This is a genomic window from Sphingopyxis sp. NFH-91, assembly GCF_021401285.1.
GTDB classification, from domain to species: Bacteria; Pseudomonadota; Alphaproteobacteria; order Sphingomonadales; family Sphingomonadaceae; genus Sphingopyxis; species Sphingopyxis terrae_A.
On the sequence record NZ_JACBGA010000001.1, the window covers coordinates 952,653 to 977,340 of the forward strand.

Consider the following 24,688-nt stretch of genomic DNA (forward strand, 5'->3'; position numbering starts at 1 on the left):
GGAAACTTAGGCCGCGTTGACAAAAGACTTCAGCCATAGCCGCGTGGCGGCGAGGTTTAGGAAGCTCTCGAACGAGAGAAGGGTTTTGTCATATCGAGTGGCGATGCGTCGTTGCTGTTTGAGCTTTCCGAACATGCGCTCGACGCGGTTGCGGTCCTTGTAACGGCGATAGTCGGGATGCTCTGGCACCTTGCGGTTCGAGCGGGGCGGGATGATCGGCAGGATGCCCCGGGTCAGCAGGCTTTCCCGGAAGCGATCACCATCATAGCCCTTGTCCGCGAGCAGCGCCTTGGGTGTGGCGACGGGGATCGCCATCAGCGGTTCGGCAGCGGTGTAATCAGAAGCCTCGCCGCCGGTCAGGATGAAGCCGACAGGCAGTCCTTGATTGTCGCAGCGGGCGTGGATTTTGCTCGTAAAGCCGCCGCGTGATCGACCAAGAGCGTTCGCACAAGCCCCCCTTTTCCGCCCGCTGCCGAAACATGGCCGCGAACGCTGGTGCTGTCGATCATATGTTGCCAGTCGTCGGTCAGACCCAGATCGACCAGCGTTTGCAGCAGGGCATCCCAGACACCCTGTTCGGCCCAGCGCCGGAAGCGGACATAGACCGAGTTCCACTTGCCGTAGCGCTCGTGCATGTCGCGCCAAGGGCAGCCGACCCGCAGCACGTGAAGCATGCCGTTGAGAAAGCGACGATTATCGCCCGACGGCCGCGCCCAGCGACCACGTTCAGGCGGCAGCAGCGGCCCAATCAGGTCCCACTCCGCATCCGACAAATCCCCGCGACCCATGACTGATCCTCAAAAAGCAGTCTTGAATCAGAAGGAGGAGGATTTGGGAATCCCTTTTGTCAACACGGCCTAGGTGTTTAGTCCCAGCATGTGATGGTGTGGCTCCATATTGAAGATATCCGGCTTGGATTTCCAGAGTTCTTCGATGGCCTCATAGGGTGTCTTGAAGCGCAGTGCCTTCAACTGCTTGGCAAAGTTGTAAGCGACCAACCAGTCGCGGACATGGCGGCGCAGCTCGTTGATCGACGTGTAATGGAAAGATTTGACGGTGGCCTCCTTGATGGTGCGCACCATCCTTTCGGCCTGACCGTTGGTCCATGGGTGATAGGGTTTGGTGAGGCGTAACCGGTGTTTTCAGGCTACGACGGTCCATGGCATGAGATCACCGACGCTGTTGGCGGGATCACCGTTGGCGAGGCTGGTGAGGGTTTCGGTCAGCCATTGGTGGGGGTTGATGGTGCTGAGCTTGCAACATTCGATGAGCGTGGCGATCACCGCCCAGTTGTCGCCGCCCTCGTCGGAACCGGCAAACAGGGCATTTTTGCGATTGCGAGCCAGCGGCCTGATCGATCGTTCGACGGTATTGGAGTCGAGGTCGATGCGACCGTCATCGATGAAGCGTGAGAGGCCGTCCCAGCGGGTGAGTGCGTAGCGGATCGCTTCGCCGAGCTTGCTCTTGGCGCTGACCTGGCGGCCACGGGCGGCAAGATATTGGTGAAGATCGTCGATGATGACGCGGCTGCGTCCGGCCCGAGCGGCACGACGCTGCTCGGCCGAGAGGCCGCGCACATCGTCCTCGATGGCGTAAAGCAAGGCGATGCGGCGCAGCACCTCGGTAGCGACCGGGGATGTATCAGCCAGTTCGTAGAATTTGCGACGCACATGCGCCCAGCAGAAAGCGAGCCTGATCTGCTGGCGCCGCCGGGGGAGCGCGGCGTAGCCGCCATAGCCATCGACCTGTAGGATGCCCGCAAAATCACCAAGATGGAACTGGGGACGCTCGGCCTTGCGATCTGGCGCATAGACATAGGCGACGATCGGCGGATCGCAGCCGCCCCATGGTCGGTCGTCGCGGGCATAGGCCCAGAGCTGGCCGGTCTTGGTCCGCCCGCGTCCGGGATCGAGCACCGGGGCGGTCGTCTCGTCGGCGAACAGCCGCTCGGATCGTCGTAGCTCGTCGAGAATGTGGTCACGCAAGGGGCGCAGATACCAGGCCGCTCGCCCGACCCAGTCGGCCAAAGTGGATCGGTCGAGCCGGATGCCCTGCCGGGCGTATATCTGGGCCTGCCGGTAAAGCGGCAGGTGATCGGCATACTTGGATACCAGCACCTGGGCGATCAGTGCCTCGGTCGGAATGCCGCCCTCAATGATCCGCGCCGGCGCCGGCGGCTGCACGATCGCGCTCTCGCACGAACGGCAGCCATAACGCGGCCGCCGGGTGACCACGACGCGGAAGGTGGTCGGCACCACATCGAGGCGCTCGGCGACATCCTCGCCGACCTGGTGGAGGGCGCCGCCGCAGCAGGGGCAAGCATTGCTCTCGACGTCAACGATCTGTTCGATCCGCTCGAGATGCGCGGGCAGCGAACCGCGGTTGGTCTTGCGCACAGGATCACTGCGAGGCCGTCCGGCCTTCGCTTCGCTGGCGGCCTCGGCTTCCGCGAGCGCCGTCTCGGCATCCTCAAGGCCCAGCTGCAACTGATCCTGATCGAGCTGCTCGGAACGGCGGCCGAACCGATGACGCCGAAAAGCCTCGATGATCGCCCTCAGGCGTTCGGCTTCCGCGTCGGCACTCTCGAGCTTGCGGGCCTGTTCGAGGACGAGCGCGCGTAACGCGTCAACATCGTCCGGCAGGTCCGCTTCCATGAGCATGGGAGCAGTGAATCAGTCTGGGAACGCCCCGTCAACAGGCAATCTGCGGGGCCTGCGGGCGGCGCCCGCCATGCACCCGGCGCCAATCCAGACCCTCCAGAAGCGCGCCGAGTTGCGCTGAGGTCACACGCATCACGCCGTCCTGGATGCCCGGCCACCGGAAGCCGCCGGACTCCAGCTTCTTGGCCATCAGGCACAGGCCAGTGCCGTCCCACCAGACCAGCTTGATCCGGTCAGCACGCTTTGCCCGGAACACGTAGATCACGCCTGAATATGGGTCGCCGCCATACTCGGCGCCGACCAGCGCGGCCAGGGCGTCAGGTCCCTTGCGAAAATCCACCGGACGCGTCGCCACCATCACGCGCGCGCCAGCGCCAGGTCCGATCATCGCGTTGCCTTGAGTGCTTCAATCACCGCTGCGATCACAGCCGCATCGGCCCCGCGTCCGATCTTCACCGCCACGCCGTCAATCTCCAGCTCGACAGCACTGACTGTGGGACGCCGACGGCGACGGCCGCGCCTGGCGACAGGGGCTGGATCACCCGAAGGGAGCGGTTCGATCACCGCCGGCACGAACGCAGGCGTCGCTGGAAGCGTCAGCCCTTGGTCCTCCAGCTTCTTGCGCAGATCCCGGCGCCAAGCGAATAGTTGCGACGGAGCAAGCCCATGACGGCGCGCCACCGCGCAGGCCGTCTCCTGACCCGAATAGCTCTCCGCGACGATCGACGCCTTTACCTCAGGCGACCACTCCCGACGCTGGCCCGCACCTGTGAAAACCTCAAAACGCCGAACCACGCTGGTGCCAGCATCATCACATGTCATCATCATAGCATCAGCATCCTCCAGCCTGATCGGGCTAGCGAAAATCGACGCCACGCTTCACTCCCGCAAGGTGGCAGGGAAACACCGGTTACGGTGAGGCGATGCTCGATGCCGTTCTGCTCGCAGACACGGCCGAAGATATGGCCGATCCATCCCAGTGTGCCGCCCTGGTCACGCTGCACGAACTGCACGCCGTTGTCGGTCAGGATGGTGTGGATCCTGTAGGGAACCGTCTTGATCAGCACGCGCAGGAAGGCTGCCGCGGCGAGCTTGGTCGCCCGTCGATAGATGCGGGCGAACACCAGCTTCGAGGTGCGGTCCACCGCGACATAGAGGAATCCTTTGCCGCCTTCGTAGCGCAGTTCGGCGATATCGATGTGGAAATAGCCGATCTCGTACTTCTTGAACTTCTTCGGCTTCTCGCGATCCGCCTTCGGCAATCGGCTGATCCCGTGCCGCTGCAGGCAGCGGTGAAGCGACGAGCGCGTCAGGTTCGGGATCACGTCCTTCAACGCGATGAAGACGTCATCGAGCGGCAGCCGGGCCTGCACCCTGAGCGCCACGATCGCGGCTTCTTCCATCGGCGACAGCACGGTGCTGCGCCGTTCCTTCGGCCCCACCGGCATGTCCTCGACCGACGGCCGGCTGCGCCACTTGATCACCGTCTTCTCGTTGATCCCGTACCGCTTCGCGAGCTGCGCGACCGGAGCTTGCGATCGCTGTAGCTCCGCTCGAACGGCGTGCGTGGTCTTGGCGCTGCCGTGTAGAAGCTGGCCCATAATCCCTCCCGCTGTGACGATGACAAGCTTACACCATCACATGCTGGGACTAAACACCTAGTCGTGACAACTGCCCAGCCCGAGATGAAGCGGGAATGTTATGGATGGCTCCCCTTCTGGGAGGGGCGGCAGCCGTACACAAATAGATCCACAGCTTGCCTCATTCGGGCTGAAGAGGTTTCATTGTGACTGGTCACTCCCACTCCAAGAGCGGCCCGACGAAAAGGTGACAAAATGACGCTGGATATAAACTGCTCCGCAGCAAAATTCGCGTCTGACACCCTGATTTCTCCCCTCTCCTCGGCTTTGCGCAAAACCTCTGCCACCAATCTCGTCGTGCGTCCTACGCCGAATTCGTAAAGGTTTCGCGCTAAAGCGGGAAAACGTGCAGCCTCAGCCATTACAACGCGTTCCAACGCGACATGAATGTCGGTAAGCATCCAGGATAGCAGTTCATCGGACAGCTCTTCAAGCTCGGGCCGAACGTCGCCATGTTCGGGAACGTGCTGTTCGAGGAAGGAGAGCCGATCCTCGATTTCCCTGAGTATTACCGCCTCGAAAAGCAGCTTTTTGCTCCCGTAACGGGCGTACAAAGTGCGCTTGGAGATGCCTGCTTTTGCAGCAATCCGTTCCGCCGTTGAACGACCGAATCCGTCGGCAAAGAAGACATCGCGGGCGACACGGAGAATTTTCCTCGAAAGTGCTTGCGAGGCTTGTCGAGTAGGCCTCCCTGTTCGTCCGGAAGCTTGTTCTTTGGTTTTTTGGGTCGACGTCATGCCTCATCTTGGCCATACCTTGTCCGCGCTGCAAGCGTAGAGCGCTTTGCATTGTATAGCCCGCCCCCGCGAGATTGCCCGGGCTTATGCAAGACCCACGAGGCCCGCTGAACTTTGCCTGCCTGAAAGGATCGCTGCCGTTCGCAGGGAATGGACGCAGTGTGATCTCATCTAGGCGAGTTGGTTACGATACGCTTCGCGTAAGGCCTTTTTGTCGATCTTTCCCGTTGCAGTGAGCGGTACTGTCGCGAACAGGATGTCGTCCGGCAGCCACCAACGAACAACCTTCGTCTCCAGATGCGCGCGAATTGCGTCGGCTGTGACGGCTTGACCTTCATGCGTTTCAATCACGAGAAGGGGTCGCTCTTCCCATTTTGGATGATATACGCCAACGACCGCGGCGACCCGGACGCCGGGGTACCCAACCGCCGCATTCTCGATATCAATCGAGCTGATCCATTCGCCCCCGGACTTGATCACGTCTTTCGCGCGGTCGGTCAGCCGGAGAAAGCCGAAGCGATCGATCGTACCTATGTCCCCGGTGTCGAACCAGCCATCGCTCCCGGCGCCCTCAAAATCGGGGAAATAGCGATCGACGACCCACGGTCCGCGGACCTGGAGCGCACCCGCCTGCTCACCGTCCCAGGGGAGCGGCGTGCCATCGCCGTCGATAATGCGCAGTTCGATGCCAAATTGCATGCGACCCTGCTTCGTCAGCAGGAGATCGTTCGCGAAATCCTCGCCTTCGGCCATCAGGAGCGGGGAGGGCGTCGAAATCACGCCGAGAGGATTGGTTTCGGTCATGCCCCAGAGCTGGAGCACAGTGACACCATATTTGGCGCGGAATGTCTCGGCCATCGCCCGCGGGACGGCCGAGCCGCCAATCACGAGGCGCTTGAGATTGCCGACCCCCGTCCCCGTGGTGTCGAGATGAGCGAGGTACATGGTCCAGATCGTGGGCACACCGCCCGAAAAGGTGACGCCCTCTTCGTTGATCAGATCGGCGAGACTGGCACCGTCCATCCTGTCGCAAGGAAGCACTAGCTTGCAGCCGTTAATCGCTGCCGTGAACGGAAGTCCCCATGCCGTCGCATGATACATGGACGAGCAGGGCATGATGACATCAAAAGCGCTGAACCCGAAGGCACTGCTCAGACCGGCCGCCATCCCGTGGAGAACGATTGATCGGTGGCTGTATAGGACGCCCTTGGGGTCGCCCGTCGTCCCCGAAGTGTAGCAAAGAAATGCGGCTGCCTTTTCATCGAAGCTCGGCCAGGTGAGGGCCCCGTCCTGGCGTGCCAGCAACGCTTCATAGTTCAACGCGTCAGCAACATCTGGCGCGGTCGCTCCGCGATCCGCGAGAAGGACATAACGCTCGATACCTGGAAGGAGAGGGCGCAGCCGTGCGACGAGCTCGGCTAGATTGGGCTCGAAGAAGAGAATGCGGCTGCCTGCATGAGCGATAGTAAAGGCGATTTGCTCGTCGCTGAGACGCGGGTTGGCAGTGTGCAATACAGCGCCCATGCCCGGCGCCGCATAGAAGAGTTCGAGGTGGCGGTGCGTGTTCCAGGCGAGCGACGAGACGCGGTCGCCCGTTGCAATCCCGAGGACACCAAGGGCCTGCGCAGCCTGACGCGCACGCTGATCGCAGCGGTGCCAGTCATACCGCCAAACCGGCTCATCGACAGCCTTCGAGACGATCTCCCTCTCGCCGTGCGCGCGCGCGGCATATTCCAATATTCCGCTGATCAGCAGCGGCGCGTCCTGCATCAATCCCCGTAACATGCTGCATCCTTCTTCGCCCCACTGCGGCGTCGCGTGCAAGGTTCCGCCCCTCGGGTATGATTGCCGCGCGGGCTGTCAATAACCGTCATCATTTTGGTCCAGCGGCAAACTCCACGTGCCGCGTTTCCATTCGGCCAGCAATTCTCAATGATCATATTGCAGCGGCACGGCCTAGGTTCGATCGGCCCCGACATGTTTTCGGCCGCGTTTCAAATTAGTCACTCGCCGCTTTCAGCAACAGTGACAGGAACCGCCAATCGGACCAATCGCCTTTTTCCCCCGCCGCCAAAGCCGCCAGATCGAGTTTCGCCTGCCTAACGATTGTAAGCCGAAGCGACGGAATGATATAGAGGCGTTGATCGCCCGCGCCGGCGGCGACGACCATATCCGCCGGGAGTTCGTTGGCATGACTGGTGATATCGGTGGACCGGGTAACAATATCGACAGCCGGCGTGCTACGGGGCAACCACCAGGTGAGACCGTAGGCCGGATTGGCCTGGCTACCCTTGAACAGCTCGGCGAACGCCAGTTCATCGACAAGCGGCTTGCCGTCGAGCTTCCCACCGCCGCGGACGAACTCGCCGATCTTCGCCCACTCGGACGCTGCCAGCACGAGGCCCTGCGGCATGAGCGGTGCGCCATCGGGGCCGCTGCGCCAACTGCCTATGGTAACCCCAAGCGGAGTGAGAATGCGCCGCTCCACATAATGGCGAGCGTTGCCGTCTTGGCCCTTGGCAACGAGCTTGCGCCGCATGATCTCTCCAAAGATTTGCATCGGGGCGGGACCATATTGGAATTTGCTGCCCGGCGCCGCCGTGAGCGGTGCCTTCACCGAGTCCAGATACCCTTGGGCCCTGCCGACGGTCGATGCCTGGCCGCCCGTCATCGACAGCAATTGCCGAAGCGTGATCTGTTCCTTTTTGGGGTCGCCCCTCCATTCAGCGAGTGTCTCCGATGCCCGCTCGTCGAGGGTTAGAAGTCCATCCTGTGCGCCCGCCGCCGCCATCAGCCCGACAAGGCTCTTGGTGCCCGACCAGAGTTCCTGCGGCGTCGCGATGTCTGCCGATCGGCAGCGCACTTTGCCATCTTCAAGTATCAGCAGCGCAACGCCGGAATTAGCCTCAGAATAGGCGATCGCTTCGGCACAGCCGGGAAGAGGGGCGGGTTCGCCTGCCGCGGCTGGCTGTGCCGCAACCGCGGCCGCGAAAAAGAGGATGGTGCGCTTCAAGATCCGACTCCGATTTTCCGATGCTTGTCATTCTCCATATTATCGATAATAAATTCATTCGCAATCATCGATTGCTCGTGTGCGCTGCCCGATTAGGATGGCGCCGCGAGCAGGGAAAGCCGAACGGAGAGACATGGCCGCGACGAAGACCGACGACGACAGCGCGCCGACGCAGGACCGCGTGATCGCGCGCCTTTTGACCGACGACATCGTCGAATGGCGGATTCCGCCCGGATCGTGGCTGCGCGAGCGCGAAATCGCCGCGCGCTTCGGAGTGAGCCATGCGCCGGTGCGCGAGGCGTTCCGGCATCTCGCGCGGATCGGGCTTGTCAAGGTCGTGCCGTGGCGCGGCACCTATGTGATCGATATCGACGAGCATGCTGCGAACGAGGTCTATGAACTGTGGAAATCGCTGTTCGGCGTCGTTTGTCGCCTTGCGGCCGCCGAAATGACCGACCGCGACGGGCGCGAACTGATGCACCGGCTTGTCGAATATAAGGATGTCACCCAGCGCACCGACAATACGTTCGAGCATATCAAGGTCTCGAACCGCATCGGTCGCTTTATCGCCAAACGCAGCAATGCGCCGCTCGCGCTCGAGCTCCTCGATCGGGTCGCGCTGCTCGCGCGCTGGCAGCACAATGTCTATACTGACAGCTATATCGAGACGCATGGCAACGAGGCGGCGAAGCGATCGGCCATCCTCTACGACGCGCTTTGCCGCCATATCGTCGCGCGCGATGGCGATGCCGCCGATGCGGTGGCGCGCGATCTGATCGGGGTTACTCAGAATAGTTTTGGGCGCGCACTCGAGGAATATAAGGCCCGCCACGCAAAGCCTAAGCCCAGCCGCCGCCGCGCAAAAGTGACATGAGCCGTCTCCCGACCGACCGCCGCACCTTGCTTAAGGCGGGCCTCGCGGCGCCGATCGCATTGCAGGTTGACTCCGCTGCCGCTGTATCCCTGGATTTGACCATGTTCGGCCCCGGACGCCTCTTCGCCGACGTCCAAAGCTATGCCGAGGCCGGCAACAAGCAGTCGGGCGGCGCGGGCGATCGCTGGACCGCCGACTGGACAGCGAAGCGGCTGTTCAGTGCCGGATTCGAAGTGGATCGCCAGACGTTTGACGTGCCTTGGTTCGAGGCGTCGCATTGCGAACTTACGCTCGGCGACCACACGATACCGCTCGTCGCACAGCCGCTCGCCGTCGAAACCGGCGAGGCCGGTCTCGCTGCGCCGCTGCGCCTCGCAGAAATCCCTGAACGCCTCGACGGCGCGATCGCCGTCGTGCGCCTGCCTTTCCGCCGCTGGTCGAGCCTCGTAGATCGTGCAGTGCGCGAGCCGCTCGCCGATGCGCTTGCGCGCGGTGCGAACGGGGTCATTCTCATTACGACTGGGCCGACGGGCGAGGCCTTGCTCCTCAATGTCCCGGCCGGTCATCCTGTATCGGACAAGCCACTTGCCTTGCTCGCGCCGCGACTCGCCGCCCCGGTGATTGAAGCCGCGCGCCACGGTGCCGCGGCGAAATTAGCGCTTCGCGGGCGCGGTGGGATTCGGGCAGCGCAGAATATAATCGGGCGACGCGTTCGCTCCGGTCGCCCTTGGCTCGTCGTCTCTACGCCGCGTTCAGGCTGGACCGATTGCGCCGGCGAGCGGGGGCCGGGTATCGCGATGTGGCTCGCGCTTGCCGACTGGATGCCCCGAGCGTTTCCGCAACACAGCCTGCTCTTCCTGTGCAACAGCGGGCATGAATATGAGAATCTCGGTGCGAGCCATATCGCCGACAAGGTGGGTCCAGCCCCCGGCGAGACCGCTTTCTGGTTTCATCTCGGCGCCAATGCGGCAGCACGTGACTATCAGGAAATGCCGGGGCGCTTGCTGCCGCTGCCAAGCGCCGATCCCTATCGTTTTCTCATGACATCGCCCGAATTCGTGACGTGTGCGCGCGAGATATTCAAAGGCCAGCCGGGGTTGGAAATGGCCTATCCTTCGGCGGAAGGCACAGCGGGCGAACTCTCGGAAGTGATAAAGGCCGGCTACGTGCGTCATGCCGGCATCTTTGGCGCACACCGTCATCACCACGCTGTGACCGACGATTTATCGACGGTCACACCTGACCCCCTTGCCGCTACGGCGCGGGGCGTCCGCGACCTGCTGAGCGCCGTCGTCTCTTAGACCAGCGAACCACCTGCAAAGACATTGCGCTTTCCGGCTTGACTTGCCGACGGTTTTGCACAAAATTATCGATAATAATTGCGATAACAAGATGGGGAGAGTGACCATGGGACGCAGAGCGAACCTTCTTTTCTGCACGGCCGCGATTTGGGTAGCCGTCGCTCCGCCTGCTTTCGCTCAAGACGCACCGTCCGAAGCTCTTCCGGACGCGGCTGAAGCGGATGATGACGGCGCCATAGTCGTAACGGCGCGCCGCCGCGAAGAGCGGCTGGCCGATGTGCCGACCGCGGCGTCGGTCATCGATATCACGTCGCTCACCGATCGCGGCGGCGCCACGGGCAGCGGCGAACTCCTCGCCGATCAGCCAAGCGTTCGCTTCAACAATCTGAACTCGTCCGTCACGTCGGAGATCTCGATCCGCGCTTCGTCGACCGCGCGTGCCACCAATGGCGACCCGAGCGTCGGGCTCTATCGCAACGGTGCCTATATCGCCGGCGGTCCGGTGGGCGGTCGCAACTTCACGCGGCTCGACCTGCTCGACATCGGCCGCGTCGAGGTTCTGCGCGGGACGCAGGGCGCGCTGTACGGCCGCAACGCGGTCGGCGGCGCGATCAATATCATCTCGGCCGAGCCCGAATTCGATCTCTCGGGCTGGGCGAGCGCGCGCTATGGCTTCGAGAACAACAGCTTCCAGACGCAGGGCGTGATCAATGTCCCGCTCGCCGATGGCCTGGCGATCCGCATCAGCGGCGATCTCGTCGAGCAGGACAAGGGCTTCTTCTACAATCCCGACAACGACGTCTATTTCGACCAGCAGAAGGGCCACGGACTGCGCGGCCAGATCCGGCTGAAGCGCGGGCCGGTCGACGCGATCATCACGGCCGAGACCCAGCGGCTGACCACGCCGACGATCCATTACCAGATATCCATTCCCGCGGGCACGCCAGGCTTTCCCGGCGGTTATACGCAGGATCGCTTTCGCTACCCCTGGAACACCGCGCCGCGCGCCAGCCAGGACGTGGACGGCCTTCAGGCGCTCGTCCGCGTGGATCTGGGCGGTGCCGACCTGACGTCGACAACCTCCTTTCGCAAGCGCACGTCCGAATATGATCTCGACAATGACGCGATCAGCCCCGCCGAGCTGGCGCGTGCGCGCGCCGCGGGGCAGATCGGCGCTCTCACGCCGCTCGATGCCAGCACCGCGTCCTACGTCGTCGACACGACCGACAATTTTTCGCAGGATATTCATGTCAGCGGGGCGAGCGATCGCTTCACATGGCTGGTCGGCGCCGAAATGCTGTTGCTCGACAGCGATTTCTCGGTGGCGACGACGCGCACGCCGACGCTCGCCAATCCGTCGCCGGGCAATATCGCGCCCGCGCGGCTGCATTTCGAAAGCTATGCGGCCTATGGCTCGCTCGGTTTCGACATCACCGACAGCCTCAACCTGACCGGCGAACTGCGCTATACCCGCGACAGCCGGAGCATCTCGGCGCGGCTTTACGATTTGGGGACTGGCCTGCCCACCGGCGGGCCATCGCGGATCATCGACGACAGCATCAACGCCGACAATCTCTCCTACAATGCGACCCTCTCGTACAAGCTCACGTCGAACATCCTCGCCTATGGCAAGGTCGGCAGCAGCTATCGGGCCGGCGGGTTCAACACGCGCCTCTCCGATCCGCGCGCGCCGAGTCCTGTGCAGGTGCTGTTCGGCAACGAAAACAGCACGTCTTACGAAGTCGGCATCAAGGGCAGTCCGATCCGCCGCGGCTATTTCGCAATCGCGGGCTATTACACCGAGCTTGAAGACCTGATCGCGCAGGTCGACGATGGCTGCGCGCTCACCAATCCGGCGTGCCCGATCGCCGCGGTCGCCTATCTAACCAACGCAGGCGATGCGAAAAGCTGGGGTATCGAGGCCGAATATAGCCAGGGCTTCGATCTCGGCGAAGGCAATGGCCGCCTCGCCTTGAGTGGCTCGCGGCAAGAGGGCAAGGTCAAGAGCGGCCGCTATGACGGGCTGGACCTTGCGCAGGTTCCCGACTGGCTCGCCTCGGCCAACCTCAATCTGCGCTACCCGGTCACCAAGGATGTCGCGCTGACCAGCAATGTCCTGATCAGTGGTCAATGGGGCGGCAAACAGGAGCTGACAGCGACCTCGGTCGACCTCGATGATTATGTCCTCGTCAATCTTCGGGTCGGCGTCGACTTCGGCAAGATCAGCGTCAGCGCGTTCGCGAACAACGTCTTCGACAAGGTTTATTTCGTCGCGCAGGCGCCGACGATCAACCGGTACAGCCAGCCTCGCGTCGTCGGCGTCGAAGGACGCATTTCTTTCTAGGTCGCGCTCCCGTCCGCGGCCTCCAGCCGCTGGTCGGGAAGGGTAGGAGGGCGCAATGCGGCATTTGGTGATGGCAGCACTGTTCGGTGCCGCGATGCTGACCGGATCGGTGTCTGTCGCGGCGGCGGAGACGGCCCCCGCGGCGACAATCGCGCAGGGGCGCCTTGCGGGCGCGCGCACGGGGGACGTCGAGCGCTTCCTTGATATTCCTTTCGCCGCCGCACCGGTCGGCGCTCTTCGCTGGCGGGCGCCGCAGGCACCGCCGCGCTGGCGGGGCGTCCGCGATGCCGCAAAACTCGGCCCGGCTTGTCCGCAGACGGTGCGCCCCGCACTTGTCGCGGGCGGGGTAGCCGAGCATCAGTCTGAGGATTGCCTCCAGCTGAACATCTGGCGCCCGGCGGGGGCGCGAAAGCTGCCAGTGATGGTCTGGATCCATGGCGGCGCCCATGTGGTCGGTTCGGGCACCTTCCCGGTTTTCGACGGCACCGCCTTCGCGCGGCAAGGTGTGGTTTTGGTGACGATCAACTATCGGTTGGGCGCGCTCGGTTATTTCGCCCATCCCGCGCTCAGCGCGGCCAAGCCGCGCGGCGAGGCGCTCGCCAATTACGGCCTGATGGACCAATTGGCCGCCCTGCGGTGGGTGAAGAAAAATATCGCCGCATTTGGTGGCGATCCGCGCCAGATCACCTTGTTCGGCGAATCCGCCGGGGCGATCGGAGTGACGACGATCCTTGCCCAGCCCGAAGCCAAAGGCCTGTTCGCCAAGGCGATCGTTCAGTCGGGCGTTGGTCTCCTCGATCCGCGCCCGCTTGGCGAGCAAGAAGCGCTAGGCGCGGCGTTGGCAGCGCGCGCAGGTGCGCCGCCTTCAGCATCGCTCGACGCGCTTCGCGCGCTGCCCGCCGCCGCGCTCGTTGCCGCTGGCGAGGTCCGGACGCCGGGCGCGATGACCGGCCCCATCCTCGACGGCGACCTGGTACGCGAAGCGCCTTGGCGCGTCTTTGCGCGTAGCGAGCCGATCGACGTTCCGCTCCTCGTCGGCGCGAACAGCAACGAGGCGAGCGTCATCCTTGCCATGGGCGTGCCGCCATCCGCCGCGCTCGCCTATCTAGGGCGCGACCAGGCGGCGGGCCGGGCCGCCTATGGCATGGGGCTGGCCGATGATGAACTGGCGCGCCAGGTGTTGGGCGACGCCTGGTTCGTCGCCCCGGCGCGCTGGCTCGCGGCCCGGACGGCGGGAGGGGCGCCTTCGTATCTCTATCATTTCGACTATGTCGCAGCGGCGCGGCGCGACCGCGCCAAGGGCGCCGCGCACGGGTCTGAAATCCCCTATCTGTTCGGGACGCTCGACTATTTCGCGTCGGTCGCCGGCGCCGTCGGTGACGAGGATCGCCGCTTCGGCGAAGGCATCGCCGCCTGCTGGGTTGGCTTCGCCAAGACGGGCGTTCCTGGCTGCGCACTCGTTCGCGACTGGCCGCGTTACGATGCGGCAAGCGACCGTCTCGCAAAATTTGCGCCCGAGTCTGGCGTCGTCGCCGGCTTTCGCAAGGCGCAGCTCGACCATCTGCTCAATGTTCACTTCGGGAACGGCCAGCCCAGGCCCTAGCCCGTCCGGCCGCGCTAGGCCCTCCGTTTCGACGATGTGCAACGAAGCTGGGAGAGAGAAAATGGCTGGAAGAACGAAATGGATGTGGCTTGCCGCTGGTGCGGCGATGGCTGGGGCTGCGGCCTTTGCGGCGCAGGGCGGGTTCGGGGGCAACGGCGGCGGCGAGGCGCGTCCCATGGTGCAGCTTCCGCCTGCGGCGCCCGCTGCTAAAGCGTCGACGTCGGCGGCATCGGCGCCCGCGGCCGCCAGCCTTTCGGCCACCGTCGGCGGTTATACCTATGACTGGACCGCGTTACAGTCGGCAATCGACGCTGATACCGAGGTCGATAACGGCTATTTCATCGTCGGGAATGCTTCGGATCCCGACTATCTCTTCGCTTACGAGAAGGGCAGCTTTGGTATCGATCGGGTGACCCCGCTTGCGTCGGCCTCCAAATGGTTCGCCGGCGCGCTGGGGATGCGCATGGTGCAGGCTGGCATCGCGACGCTCGACGATCCGATGCGGCCGCCGCTTGCCTTCTGGACCACGATCGGAACGAAGAAGGATGTCCAACTCAAGCATGCGCTGTCGATGACGTCGGGCTTCAATGCGAGCCCGCTCGTTGGCGGCTGTCAGCTGCTTCCGGCCATGACGCTCTACAATTGCGCGAAGAGCATCCACGATTTGCGCTATGATATTTTGCGCCCGGGCAACGCGCCCGGCGCGCAATATAGCTATGGACCGCACGGCCTTCAGGTCGCCGCTGCCTATCTGGAGGCAAAGGATATAAGCATCGCGCCCGGCACGTCACCGGCACGCCAGCGCAATTTTCACGAACTGTTCGCGCAGCATGTGACGACCCCGCTCGGGATGACGAGCACGACCTGGTATGACCCTGCGGGAAGCGCTCCCACCAACCCGTGGGTCGCGGGCGGCGCCTATTCGACGCCGCGCGACTATGCGAAACTTCTGCGTGCCTTCCTTGGCGGCAGCTTTATTACCGATATGACAAGCTTCACCCAGCAACGTACCGCAGGCTTGCCGCGCGTTTTCGTGCCGGCGAGCGCGGGCAATTGGGAATATGCGCTCGGCTCCTTTGTCGAATGCGACACGCCTTCGGCCTGCGCGACGTCCAAGATCAATTCCTCACCGGGTGCCTATGGTTGGACCGGCTGGATCGATCGCGAGACCGGCTATTACGCTTTGATCGCCACCGAAATATCGAGCGGAGGCGACCGGAAAGGCGTCGAGCTCGAACAGGTCATGCAGGATCTGATCGAGGATGCGATCGCGAATCGCACCCCGGCGCCCTGACCTGACCCAGCAGTCTAGTCACGCAGCACAGGAGAACTTGATCTCCATGCGCTGCGTGGCTGGCCTGTCGGACTAGGCAAAGTCGACGGCTCAAAGGCGAGCGGCCAAACCCGCGTGTGACCGGCAGGGAGCCGATTTGACTGAATGGCCGATGCGCGGCCGTCCGGTCGTGGGTTCGGCCTAGGGACACGTCGCCAAAAAGCGTGTCGCTGCCGCCACTGCCTCGGCTCCGAAAGCTGCTGGGCATGCATCTGGCCGCGCAGATTGGCTCGCCTCGGGCGGTTATCAGGCGACGTAGGCCCCTCTACCACTCGCCACCAAGGTTCCGTCTGCGGCTAGGATCCGGGTAGCCGCGACGCTTATCTGCCGCCCTAATTTCACCGGGCTGCCGATCGCGCGAAGCGGCCCCAGCTTGGCCGGTCGGTGAAAATCCACATGGAGGTCCGCCGTCGCCCGCGCAGCACCCCCCATCGCGATGATCGTATAGAGGCCGGTCAGATCGATCAAAGCCGATACGATGCCACCATGCGCCGCGCCGACCGTCGGATTTGAGATGATTTCGTCTCGCCAAGGCATGGAGATCACCAACTCGTTGGCGCCGACCTCAGCGATGCTGAGCCCGAGCCAGCGGTGAAAAGGGGCCAGCGCCAATAGGTCACGTAATTCCTCAAGCCCCGGGACGGCGGGGGCATTCATGATTTCATTTCCGCTTCATGGATGCCGAGCAAAAACTCTAGGATCGATTGCCCGAAAGCGTCGTTCTCGTCCCCCACCACCATATGAGTCGCATTCGCAATGTCGCTATACGCCATATGAGGGACAAGGCCCTGGAAATGCTTGACGGCTTCCAGCGAGACGAGATCGCTTGACCCGCCGCGGATCAGATGCACCGGCAAGGTCAAGCAGGCAGCGGCCGCGCTGAGCTCGGTGCGGCCATGGTCGCTGGAAACGCCGCCGCCCTGCTGCGTCACTCTTTCGATGAAGGCGGGGTCCCAGTGCCAATAGAAGCGTTCATCGTCCTTGCGGCGCAGATAGTGTGCTAGCCCGGCCGAAGCCTTCCGGCTGGGGCGATGGGGCAGATAGTCGGCAATGACCTGTGCGGCCTCTTCCACCGACGCAAAACCATCGCGCGCATGCGCCGCCATGAAACCGACCACGCGGGCGACGCCGCTCGGTTCCATCTGAGGTGTGACGTCGACCAGCGTCAGCGATCCGAAACTTCCCGGTGCGCATTTTCCCTCGGCGATGATCCCGGCCAGGCCACCAAGAGACGCGCCAATCAGCGCCGGTTTGCTCGCCGTCGCCGCAGCGATCTCGACGAGATCGGCCGCAAAATCGGAGATATCATAGGCTCCGTCGCTGGCCCATGCACTCTCGCCGTGCCCGCGCATATCGACTGCGATGGTCCGGAAACCATGGCTCGCGAGCCGGTGGGCTACCGCCCTCCATGCCCTTCGGGTCTGTCCGCCGCCGTGCGCGAGGATTACCGGTAATCCGAGTTCCGGGCCATCAACCGACGCTGCGATTTCATGGCCCGCTTTCCCGGCAAGCGTGATCGACTGATCAATCATTCCACGATCATACTATATCATATCTTACAGTAAAGGGTTTTCAGAATATGATGTTGGCTCTACAGTCCATGACGATGGTTGAACCTCGCAATACAAGCGGCATCTCTCCCGCGAAAAGTCTTCTGACGGCCTCAGACGAGTTTGTCTTTCTCATCGAGGAAGTGCCCCGCAAACTGCGTCGGAAGTTTGATGCCTCAACGGCGCGCTTCGGATTGACGCGAACCCAGTGGCGCGCGCTCGTCTATATCTATCGGACCCCGGGCATGACCCAAACCGACCTCTCCAAATGCCTCGAACTGGAGCGTGCCAGCGTTGGCCATGTTGTCGACCAGCTGGAAAGAATGGTGCTCGCGGAACGGCGCGCTGCCAAGGGCGACCGGCGCGTCTGGGAACTTCATCTTTTGCCCCGAGCGATCGAAATCCTGCCTCAGCTGCGCGCCGAAGCCGACATGATCTACGCGCGACTGCTCCATATGATTTCCCCAACTGAGATACGCGCGATGCGCTCATTGCTGACGAAAATGTCCGGCAATCTCGAAAGCGGATCGGAAGACATGCCTCCTCGATAGGAGCCGTGGAAGATTTGAAATGGCCGACGCCATTCATCGTCAGCAAGCCGATATCCCCAACTGGCACCGCTCGCGTCTGAGGCGGCGCGCCGCGGCCGTTCTGCCCCCGCTGCATCAGGTTGCCAGCACTGACGGCTAACTAATTGCGAATATCGCGGCACGGAGCCCTACCTGCCTCCCGCCGTGTTGCAGAATAGTCCGATCGAGCCGGCAATCGTTCGGCGGTGAGCGCCCTCCCGCGAGGCGGGCCGCTCTTGGCTTCGCGTGCCAGCGCCAATTGACCGACGAGCTATTTCGTGCAACGAGTTGTCTACCAAGAAACGAACCTCTGCGTGGAGACCGACATGGCTCAACCCGAGCGCTTCATGTGAGGGCGGATTGCCGGTGCTGTCCGCCGTCAGCACCAATGGCACAGATTTGAGGTTGTGATTTAAGGAGGATTTGGGCTTCGTCGTAGTGACTAAGGAACGAGGATGAAGCCCAATCCTCCTTGAAAAAATCGGCGCCGAAGGCCCCTGCTGAGCGGCTGGTGAAGGACATACGGCGTGCGACGCGCCGGCACTTCTCTGCAGAGGACAAAATCAGGATCGTGCTGGAAGGCCTGCGCGGCGAGGACAGCATCGCCGAGCTGTGCTGCAAGGATGTCATCGCCCAGAGCTTGTATTACACGTGGTCGAAGGAGTTCATGGAGGCGGGCAAGCGGCGCTTGGCGGGCGACACCGCCCGTGCCGCGACCACCGGCGAGGTGCACGACCTGCGCCGCGAAGCCCGTGCCCTTAAGGAATGCGTGGCCAATCTGACGCTGGAAAACCGGTTGCTCAAAAAAAGCATGATCGCGGATAGGGCCGACGACGAATGAGGTAACCCGCATCCGAGAAGCTGGAGATCATTCGGATCGTCGAGCAGTCGCACCTGCCGGCCAAGCGCACGCTGGAGCAGTTGGGCATCCCGCGCCGGACCTTCTAACGCTGGTACGACCGCTACCTCGAGCGCGGGCCGGAGGCGCTGGAGGATCGGCCATCGGCCCCGAGGCGGGTGTGGAACCGCATCTGCGATGATATCCAGCAGCAGATCATCGACATGGCGTTGGATACAACCGACCTGTCACCCCGCGAGCTCGCGGTGCGCTTCACCGACGAGAAGCGCTACTTCGTGTCGGAAGCCACGGTTTACCGTATGTTGAAAGCCCATGACCTGATCGCCAGTCCGGCCTTCATCGTGATCAAGGCCGCCGACGGGTTCCACACCAAGACGACGCGGTCGAACGAGATGTGGCAGACCGACTTCACCTACTTCAAGATCATCGGCTGGGGCTTGGTGTACCTGTCGACCGTGCTCGACGACTTCTCCCGTTATGTCATCCTTTGGAAGCTGTGTACCACCATGCGGGCCGGGGATGTCACCGACACGCTGGAGCTGTCCCTCGAAGCTTCCGGATGCGCGTCGGCCAGGATGATCCACAAGCCGAAGCTGCCAATGGGCCCGGCCAGCATATTGCCCGCGCCCCTTAATTCGTCAGGGAAATGGGCGGCGAGGAATTGCCGCATTTCGGTGCGAAATGCGTCTTCGCTCGTCTAGACATCAGGTTCTAGCTGAGTTGGCACTGAAACCTCCGTTCAAAACTGAATTTGCGACGCCGCACGCGCACGACAGGGCTGCGCTCTGTCTGGTCAGTATTGCTGCTCGGGAACGTGCAAAATCAAACCTTCCACTCCTTCCACCATGGGTATCTGGCAGGCGAGGCGACTGTATTCGTTGGCACCTTCGGCAAATTGCAGAAGCTCTGCCTCCGCTGCCCCTTCGACCAGGCGACCAACCCTGTCGATCCAGGCCGGATCGACATGGACATGGCAGGTCGCACAGGCGCAGACACCGCCGCAATCGCCGTCGATGCCCGGTACATCATTGAAGAGCGCCGCCTCGCGTGCGGTTTCGCCCTCGGCAATTTCGACTTCCCGCCGCGTTCCATCGCTGGATACGAACGTCACTTTGACCATCATACACTCCGTATTTCTGCTTCAGCAAATCAGCGCGCGTGCAGCCGCACCGGCAGATTGGTGATCCCGCGCACAAGGTTTGAGAAAAGGCGCTCGGGCTCGCCGGTCACTTCGACCTTGGCGAACCGCTTGTGAATTTCTTCCCAGATGATCCGCAACTGCAGTTCTGCCAGCCTGTTACCCATGCATCGATGGATGCCATAACCGAATGACAGGTGATGGCGCGGATTCTTGCGGTCGATGATGAACCGGTCAGCCCGGTCGATGACCGTTTCGTCGCGGTTGCCCGACAGGTACCACATCACGACCTTGTCGCCCTTCTTGATCTGCTTGCCGCCAATCTCCCAGTCCTGCAGCGCAGTGCGGCGCATGTGAGTCAGCGGCGTCTGCCAGCGGATGATTTCCGGCACCATGCTGGCGATCAACGAAGGGTCGTCATTCAGTTTGCGATATTCATCGGGGTTCTGATTGAGCGCCAGCACACCGCCGCTTATCGAATTGCGCGTGGTGTCGTTGCCGCCCACGATCAGCAGCAGCAGGTTACCCAGAAATTCGAGGAAGGGCATATCCCGTGTCGCCGGGGAATGCGCCATTATGGAAATCAGATCGTTCTTCGGTTCTTCGTTGATGCGCTGCTCCCACAGTCCTTTGAAATACATCGCGCACTCGATGAGTTCTTCACGCCTCGCTTCGTACGATTCGACGATGCCGGTTTCAGGGGCGGCCGTTGTGACGTCGGACCAGCGCGTGAGCTTGCGGCGTTCCTCCCACGGGAAATCGAATAGGGTAGCAAGGGTCATCGTGGTCAATTCAACTGAGACCTTGTCAACCCAATCAAATTCCTCGCCTATCGGCAGATCATCGAGAATCTGACACGCTCGTTCGCGGATTGTCGGTTCGAGCAACAGCAAGTTGGACGGCGCTACAGCGGGGGTGACGGCCTTGCGTTGCTGGTCGTGCTTTGGAGGATCCATAGCGATGAACATTTCAAGTTCGAGCGCGCCTTCCACCGAATGCATGTCCTGAATGGCGATACCGCCGAGCTTTGCCTCCGACGAAAAGACTTTGTGGTTGGTGTCGACAGCCATGATATCGTCGAACTTGGTGATCGACCAGTAAGGCCCAACATAGCTTTCGCGGCAATAGTGGACCGGCTCCTCTTTGCGCAGCCGGTCGAAATACAGGCCGATCGTGTCCTGCTGAAAAAGACTCGGCCGTGCGACATCAATTTCGTCGATCGGAATGGCTGCAACTTTTCCGGCAGTATCCAGCTCCATCGTGTCGATGCTCATGTCTCGTCCTCCATCCCAGGCAAGCAGACTCACCTTGCTATCAAACAGGTAGATGTTTCGCAGGGTGTGGTCAATAAAGCTTATAAGGATTGTTGCGACATTTGACCGCACTGCAAACTTCATAGACTGATGCTGGACATGCCATCCGATAAACTCTTATAAGGTTTTATCAGAGGAGCGATTCCCAGTGATGCAACCGAAGGTCGATGATTCGAGGAAGGCCAAGCGTGCGCTCACGCTTGCGCAGGACATCGTACGCGATATCGAAGCCGGGGCGCATGTTGCGGGCGACAGGTTGGCGCGCGAGGACGAAATGCTTGCGCGATACGATGTCGCCCGAGCGACCTTGCGCGAAGCGCTTCGCTTCCTTGAACTCCAAGGCGTTATCCATCTTCAACTAGGTCGCGGTGGCGGGCCGGTGGTCGCTCGCCCGCAGACTGGCGATTTCGCAAACAGCCTCTCGCTGATCCTGCATTTCATGGAGGCGGACTTGAGGGGCTTGCTCGAATTGCGCGAAGCGATTGCGGCGGATGTTGCAGCCTATGCCGCCCAGCGCGCGACCACGGGTGATCTGAGCGCACTTGCCGATTGCCTCAAAGAGCTGGAGCGAAACGAAGCGAGCAGCCAGTTCGAGGAACTGAATCGCCGTTTTCACGATATGCTCGGCTGGGCCAGCGGCAATCCGCTTTTCGGCCTTCTGACTTCCGCGTTGCATATGCTTACCCGCGAATTCTCGCTCTCGCTGGGGTATTCGGCGCAAGAGCGTGCGGTCCAGTTGCGTTTCTTGCGCCGCGTCCTTGAAGCTGTGCGCAAGGGCGATGCCGAAGGAGCGCGGCAGGCTATGGCGCGTCTCGTGGCGGGCTCCGCCTCCTATCTCGCACAGAGAAGCCCTGAGCTTGTGTCCCAGAAGGTCAGGTGGGGACAGACGTAAAAAACGGGCGCCGGTGGGTGGCGCTGGATGGAGAGGGTATTACGATGGCACTCAAGAGCCGCATATGCGAAATTCTCGGGATCGAATACCCGATCCTTCTGGCCGGAATGGGCGGGGCGAGTGTCCCCGCGCTCGCGGCCGCAGTATCGAATGCCGGGGGACTTGGCGTTCTTGGCGCTGCGGCCTGCTCGCCAGACCAGTTGCGCAGCTGGATCCGCCAGACCCGCGAACTGACCGATAAGCCATTTGGGGTCGACACCCTTCTGCCTGCCTCCGTCAGGCGCGGTTCGGCACCGCAGAGCGGCGCCTCGCTCGAAAACCCGATGGCACTGCTTGGCGAATATCAGCAGTTCACCCGCGATTTCATGGAACGCGAGGATCTGCCCGAAGTGGATGCCGCAATGGCCATGCGCGCGGCTGGCGCGCCGGAAATGGGCAAGGGCGGTCCGCAGCTGTTCACGCGGGAGTTTTTCGAGGCGCAGATGGAAGTGGTAATCGAGGAAAAGGTGCCAGTCTATGCCGCCGGCCTCGGCAATCCCGGACCGTGGATGGACCGCCTTCATTCCAATGGCACCAGGGTCATGGCGGTGATCGGCAAGGTCAAGCACGCCCAGCAGGTGGTCGATTCCGGCATCGACATGATTGTGGCGCAGGGCCACGATGGCGGCGGGCACAACTCCCCGATCGGAACCTTCTCGCTGATTCCGCAGGTAGTCGACGCGGTGGGCGATCGGGTTCCCGTGATCGGAGCAGGTGGAATCTCCGATGGCCGCGGAGTCGCCGCAGCGATGATGCTGGGCGCTCTGGGCGCGTGGGTCGGAACGGCGTTCCTGGCAACCGAAGAGGCAGGGATTGAACGGTTCCAAAAGGAAGCAATAACCGACGGCGGCGATGCAGATACCGTCGTTAGCCGTTCGTTGACCGGCAAGCCTGCGCGCATGATCCGCAACAAATGGGCCGATGCTTGGGTTGCGGCGGGCAAGGAGCCGCTTCCGATGCCTTACCAGTCGATGATTTCAGGGCCGGTCATGGCTTCGGGCATAAAGGCTCAGCGCAAGGATATCATGCCCGGCTTCGCGGGGCAGGGAATTGGATTGATCCATTCGATCCGTCCAGCGGCAGAGGTCATGCGCGATCTTGTCGAAGGGGCCGAAAGGGCGCTGGCCGATGCCAGATTCTATTCCTGAATTGCGGCAAGACGGGTACGCTGTATGAACGCTTCGCAGACCTTATCCTTTGCCGACAAGGCCGCCATAACCGGTGTGGGCGAAACCGCATTCGTCAAGGGCACCGAACGGACCGCGGTGGACATGATGCTGGAAGCCTCGCGCCGCGCAATCTCAGATGCCGGGCTGAAACCTTGCGACATCGACGGCATGGTGCCGCCGCCGATCTATACGACCTCGGAGGAAATGGCCGCCAATCTCGGCATTGATGTGCTGCGCTATGCGGCCACCGTTCACATGGGCGGCGCCAGCCCGACGACGGCGCTGCAGAACGCGGCAATGGCGATCGCCAGCGGGCTTTGCGATCACGTGCTGGTGACGCTCGGTTGGAACGGCTATTCCGCCCTCAGGCCCAAGCCGGGTGCCCCGCCCACTCGGGCGATGAACATGAACACGCTGACCAATACCATCCAGGGCTATTACATCCCCTATGGTGTGTTCCTGCCGGTGCAGATGTATGCTTGGCTGGCGACCCGTCACTCGAAGCTTTACGGCGTGGGCGCGGATGCGATGGCAGCGGTAGCGCTAGCCTGCCGGCGTCACGCGCAGTTGAATCCGCGCGCCTTTACCTATGGGCGCGAACTCGACGCGGAAACCTATCATTCGGCGCGCTGGATATCCGAGCCCTTCCGCCTTTACGATTGCTGCCTTGAAACCGATGGCGCCTGCGCGGTAGTCATATCGCGAATGGATCGGGCCAGGGATATGCCGCATGTGCCCGTCAGCATCGCCGGTGCCGCGGAAGGCCACCCCTATCCCGCCGACGACATCCCCTCGCGGCCCGATCCCTTCAAGATTGGCCTCAGCTATGCTGCCCCGCGCGCTTTCGACATGGCGGGCGTCAAGCGCGAGGACATGGATTTCCTGCAGATTTACGACTGCTTTACCTATGTCGTTCTGCTGCAACTGGAAGCGATGGGCTATTGCGAACCGGGTGCACAGTTCGAATTCGTCGCCAATGGCCAGATTGAGCTGGGTGGCCGCTATCCGATCAACACCCATGGCGGCTTGCTCAGTGAGGCGCATGTCTGGGGACTCAACCACGTGGTCGAGGCAGTGCGCCAGCTTCGTCACGACTGCGGCGAGCGCCAGGTGCTGGGAGCCCAAACTGGTCTTGTGACCGGCTGGGGTGACCTTGGCGATGGAAGCATTGCCATTCTCAGGAGGTTTGCATGAGCAGCGAGAGCGATCTGCCTCCCAAAATGCGGCCCTCCGCGCAGGTTGCGCCGCCCAAACCGCGACCTCGCCCGCAAGACCCGGTTGAGCAGGAATTCTGGAAGCGGTGCCAAGACGGCAATCTCTATTTCCAGCGCTGCGGCGGCTGCGGCTGCTTCCGCCACCTACCGCGCTATATGTGCGCAAAGTGCGGCTCGCCGGAATTCTCCTGGGAACGCAGCAGTGGCAAGGGCACGCTGTTTTCCTGGACCGTTACCCACCAGGCCCTCCACCCGGCTTTTGCCGACGAAATTCCCTTCGTGGCGGCGGTGGTGGAATTGGAAGAGGGCGTACGCATGGCCACGCGCCTGATTGGTTGCGATCACGAGCGCCTAGCGCTCGACCTTCCGGTGGAAGTGGAATTCGAATTGATCGGTGAGGACTTCCGCCTTCCTGTTTTCCGCCTGCGTGAAAGTTAGAA

The 24,688-nt window shown here is 62.3% G+C and carries 20 protein-coding genes and 4 pseudogenes; 11 read left to right on the forward strand and 13 right to left on the reverse strand.

Annotated features, from left to right (window positions below; translation table 11 throughout):
• Positions 1-6 precede the first annotated feature (6 nt).
• From L0963_RS04700 to L0963_RS04745, 9 genes and pseudogenes are all read right to left on the reverse strand, one after another.
• Positions 7-788 (reverse strand): annotated as a pseudogene (locus L0963_RS04700) (IS5 family transposase).
• Positions 789-857: 69 nt separating this feature from the next.
• Positions 858-1,130: pseudogene (locus L0963_RS04710) on the reverse strand (integrase core domain-containing protein); the annotation flags it as partial.
• Between the two features lie 12 nt (positions 1,131-1,142).
• Entirely contained in the window at positions 1,143-2,660 is a 1,518-nt protein-coding gene (tnpC, locus tag L0963_RS04715) for an IS66 family transposase (protein WP_217372522.1), read from the reverse strand.
• A 31-nt stretch (positions 2,661-2,691) separates the two neighbouring features.
• Positions 2,692-3,048: an IS66 family insertion sequence element accessory protein TnpB gene (gene tnpB / locus L0963_RS04720; protein ID WP_039575394.1), complete on the reverse strand. Its 357-nt coding sequence runs from the start codon at positions 3,046-3,048 to the stop codon at positions 2,692-2,694.
• Positions 3,045-3,488, reverse strand: coding sequence for an IS66-like element accessory protein TnpA (gene tnpA / locus L0963_RS04725; protein ID WP_052208271.1), 444 nt, complete (start codon positions 3,486-3,488; stop codon positions 3,045-3,047). The genes tnpB and tnpA overlap by 4 nt, the downstream gene beginning before the upstream one ends.
• An 86-nt stretch (positions 3,489-3,574) precedes the next feature.
• Positions 3,575-4,261 (reverse strand): annotated as a pseudogene (locus L0963_RS04730) (DDE-type integrase/transposase/recombinase); the annotation flags it as partial.
• 98 nt (positions 4,262-4,359) lie between these two features.
• Positions 4,360-5,037 (reverse strand): TetR/AcrR family transcriptional regulator, encoded by a 678-nt coding sequence (locus L0963_RS04735; RefSeq protein WP_039575391.1) that lies wholly within the window; start codon positions 5,035-5,037, stop codon positions 4,360-4,362.
• A 171-nt stretch (positions 5,038-5,208) separates the two neighbouring features.
• Positions 5,209-6,861 (reverse strand): long-chain fatty acid--CoA ligase, encoded by a 1,653-nt coding sequence (locus L0963_RS04740; RefSeq protein WP_313906803.1) that lies wholly within the window; start codon positions 6,859-6,861, stop codon positions 5,209-5,211.
• Between the two features lie 175 nt (positions 6,862-7,036).
• Entirely contained in the window at positions 7,037-8,050 is a 1,014-nt protein-coding gene (locus tag L0963_RS04745; protein ID WP_052208266.1) for a serine hydrolase domain-containing protein, read from the reverse strand.
• 133 nt (positions 8,051-8,183) lie between these two features.
• Between L0963_RS04745 and L0963_RS04750 the strand changes: the two genes are divergently transcribed.
• From L0963_RS04750 to L0963_RS04770, 5 genes are all read left to right on the forward strand, one after another.
• Entirely contained in the window at positions 8,184-8,924 is a 741-nt protein-coding gene (locus L0963_RS04750) for a GntR family transcriptional regulator (protein WP_052208263.1), read from the forward strand.
• A 101-nt stretch (positions 8,925-9,025) separates the two neighbouring features.
• Positions 9,026-10,225, forward strand: coding sequence for a hypothetical protein (locus L0963_RS04755; protein ID WP_168707803.1), 1,200 nt, complete (start codon positions 9,026-9,028; stop codon positions 10,223-10,225).
• Positions 10,226-10,331: 106 nt separating this feature from the next.
• Entirely contained in the window at positions 10,332-12,569 is a 2,238-nt protein-coding gene (locus L0963_RS04760) for a TonB-dependent receptor (RefSeq protein ID WP_217372521.1), read from the forward strand.
• Between the two features lie 55 nt (positions 12,570-12,624).
• Positions 12,625-14,172 (forward strand): carboxylesterase/lipase family protein, encoded by a 1,548-nt coding sequence (locus L0963_RS04765; protein ID WP_082665267.1) that lies wholly within the window; start codon positions 12,625-12,627, stop codon positions 14,170-14,172.
• 61 nt (positions 14,173-14,233) lie between these two features.
• Entirely contained in the window at positions 14,234-15,466 is a 1,233-nt protein-coding gene (locus L0963_RS04770) for a serine hydrolase domain-containing protein (RefSeq protein ID WP_136173728.1), read from the forward strand.
• 285 nt (positions 15,467-15,751) lie between these two features.
• Here the strand turns inward: L0963_RS04770 and L0963_RS04775 are convergent, their stop codons facing one another.
• Together L0963_RS04775 and L0963_RS04780 are read right to left on the reverse strand one after the other, a co-directional pair.
• Complete coding sequence (locus tag L0963_RS04775) at positions 15,752-16,162, reverse strand: hotdog fold thioesterase (RefSeq protein WP_054588691.1); 411 nt, start codon at positions 16,160-16,162, stop codon at positions 15,752-15,754.
• Positions 16,159-17,037, reverse strand: coding sequence for an alpha/beta fold hydrolase (locus L0963_RS04780; protein ID WP_039575377.1), 879 nt, complete (start codon positions 17,035-17,037; stop codon positions 16,159-16,161). The genes L0963_RS04775 and L0963_RS04780 overlap by 4 nt, the downstream gene beginning before the upstream one ends.
• A gap of 68 nt (positions 17,038-17,105) precedes the next feature.
• On the opposite strand from L0963_RS04780, the gene L0963_RS04785 reads away from it, so the two are divergent.
• Entirely contained in the window at positions 17,106-17,606 is a 501-nt protein-coding gene (locus L0963_RS04785) for a MarR family winged helix-turn-helix transcriptional regulator (RefSeq protein ID WP_223181259.1), read from the forward strand.
• A gap of 490 nt (positions 17,607-18,096) precedes the next feature.
• Positions 18,097-19,079, forward strand: a pseudogene (locus L0963_RS04790) (helix-turn-helix domain-containing protein); the annotation flags it as partial.
• Positions 19,080-19,276: 197 nt separating this feature from the next.
• Here L0963_RS04790 and L0963_RS04795 read toward each other — a convergent pair.
• Positions 19,277-19,603 (reverse strand): 2Fe-2S iron-sulfur cluster-binding protein, encoded by a 327-nt coding sequence (locus L0963_RS04795; protein WP_039580993.1) that lies wholly within the window; start codon positions 19,601-19,603, stop codon positions 19,277-19,279.
• Between the two features lie 29 nt (positions 19,604-19,632).
• Positions 19,633-20,895 carry a cytochrome P450 gene (locus L0963_RS04800; RefSeq protein ID WP_039575372.1) on the reverse strand — a complete coding sequence of 421 codons (1,263 nt, stop codon included), beginning with the start codon at positions 20,893-20,895 and terminating at the stop codon, positions 19,633-19,635.
• A 190-nt stretch (positions 20,896-21,085) separates the two neighbouring features.
• On the opposite strand from L0963_RS04800, the gene L0963_RS04805 reads away from it, so the two are divergent.
• Genes L0963_RS04805 through L0963_RS04820 form a run of 4 tightly spaced genes read left to right on the forward strand, consistent with a single transcriptional unit; the run spans position 21,086 to position 24,686 of the window.
• Entirely contained in the window at positions 21,086-21,826 is a 741-nt protein-coding gene (locus L0963_RS04805) for a FadR/GntR family transcriptional regulator (RefSeq protein WP_039575369.1), read from the forward strand.
• Positions 21,827-21,870: 44 nt separating this feature from the next.
• On the forward strand, positions 21,871-23,013 hold the full coding sequence (locus L0963_RS04810; protein WP_054588690.1) for an NAD(P)H-dependent flavin oxidoreductase: 1,143 nt from the start codon (positions 21,871-21,873) through the stop codon (positions 23,011-23,013).
• Positions 23,014-23,037: 24 nt separating this feature from the next.
• Positions 23,038-24,228 carry a thiolase C-terminal domain-containing protein gene (locus L0963_RS04815; protein ID WP_054588689.1) on the forward strand — a complete coding sequence of 397 codons (1,191 nt, stop codon included), beginning with the start codon at positions 23,038-23,040 and terminating at the stop codon, positions 24,226-24,228.
• A complete protein-coding gene (locus L0963_RS04820; RefSeq protein ID WP_054588688.1) occupies positions 24,225-24,686 on the forward strand; it encodes a Zn-ribbon domain-containing OB-fold protein in 462 nt (153 codons plus the stop codon). The genes L0963_RS04815 and L0963_RS04820 overlap by 4 nt, the downstream gene beginning before the upstream one ends.
• Positions 24,687-24,688 lie beyond the last annotated feature (2 nt).

Excerpts from the sequence above, each read along its gene's own strand:
- tnpC (WP_217372522.1), bottom strand. The coding sequence starts at position 2,660 with ATGCTCATGGAAGCGGACCTGCCGGACGATGTTGACGCGTTACGCGCG.
- tnpB (WP_039575394.1), bottom strand. The coding sequence starts at position 3,048 with ATGATCGGACCTGGCGCTGGCGCGCGCGTGATGGTGGCGACGCGTCCG.
- tnpA (WP_052208271.1), bottom strand. The coding sequence starts at position 3,488 with ATGATGATGACATGTGATGATGCTGGCACCAGCGTGGTTCGGCGTTTT.
- L0963_RS04735 (WP_039575391.1), bottom strand. The coding sequence starts at position 5,037 with ATGACGTCGACCCAAAAAACCAAAGAACAAGCTTCCGGACGAACAGGG.
- L0963_RS04750 (WP_052208263.1), top strand. The coding sequence starts at position 8,184 with ATGGCCGCGACGAAGACCGACGACGACAGCGCGCCGACGCAGGACCGC.
- L0963_RS04755 (WP_168707803.1), top strand. The coding sequence starts at position 9,026 with ATGTTCGGCCCCGGACGCCTCTTCGCCGACGTCCAAAGCTATGCCGAG.
- L0963_RS04760 (WP_217372521.1), top strand. The coding sequence starts at position 10,332 with ATGGGACGCAGAGCGAACCTTCTTTTCTGCACGGCCGCGATTTGGGTA.
- L0963_RS04765 (WP_082665267.1), top strand. The coding sequence starts at position 12,625 with ATGCGGCATTTGGTGATGGCAGCACTGTTCGGTGCCGCGATGCTGACC.
- L0963_RS04770 (WP_136173728.1), top strand. The coding sequence starts at position 14,234 with ATGGCTGGAAGAACGAAATGGATGTGGCTTGCCGCTGGTGCGGCGATG.
- L0963_RS04775 (WP_054588691.1), bottom strand. The coding sequence starts at position 16,162 with ATGAATGCCCCCGCCGTCCCGGGGCTTGAGGAATTACGTGACCTATTG.
- L0963_RS04780 (WP_039575377.1), bottom strand. The coding sequence starts at position 17,037 with ATGATTGATCAGTCGATCACGCTTGCCGGGAAAGCGGGCCATGAAATC.
- L0963_RS04785 (WP_223181259.1), top strand. The coding sequence starts at position 17,106 with ATGACGATGGTTGAACCTCGCAATACAAGCGGCATCTCTCCCGCGAAA.
- L0963_RS04795 (WP_039580993.1), bottom strand. The coding sequence starts at position 19,603 with ATGGTCAAAGTGACGTTCGTATCCAGCGATGGAACGCGGCGGGAAGTC.
- L0963_RS04800 (WP_039575372.1), bottom strand. The coding sequence starts at position 20,895 with ATGAGCATCGACACGATGGAGCTGGATACTGCCGGAAAAGTTGCAGCC.
- L0963_RS04805 (WP_039575369.1), top strand. The coding sequence starts at position 21,086 with ATGCAACCGAAGGTCGATGATTCGAGGAAGGCCAAGCGTGCGCTCACG.
- L0963_RS04810 (WP_054588690.1), top strand. The coding sequence starts at position 21,871 with ATGGCACTCAAGAGCCGCATATGCGAAATTCTCGGGATCGAATACCCG.
- L0963_RS04815 (WP_054588689.1), top strand. The coding sequence starts at position 23,038 with ATGAACGCTTCGCAGACCTTATCCTTTGCCGACAAGGCCGCCATAACC.
- L0963_RS04820 (WP_054588688.1), top strand. The coding sequence starts at position 24,225 with ATGAGCAGCGAGAGCGATCTGCCTCCCAAAATGCGGCCCTCCGCGCAG.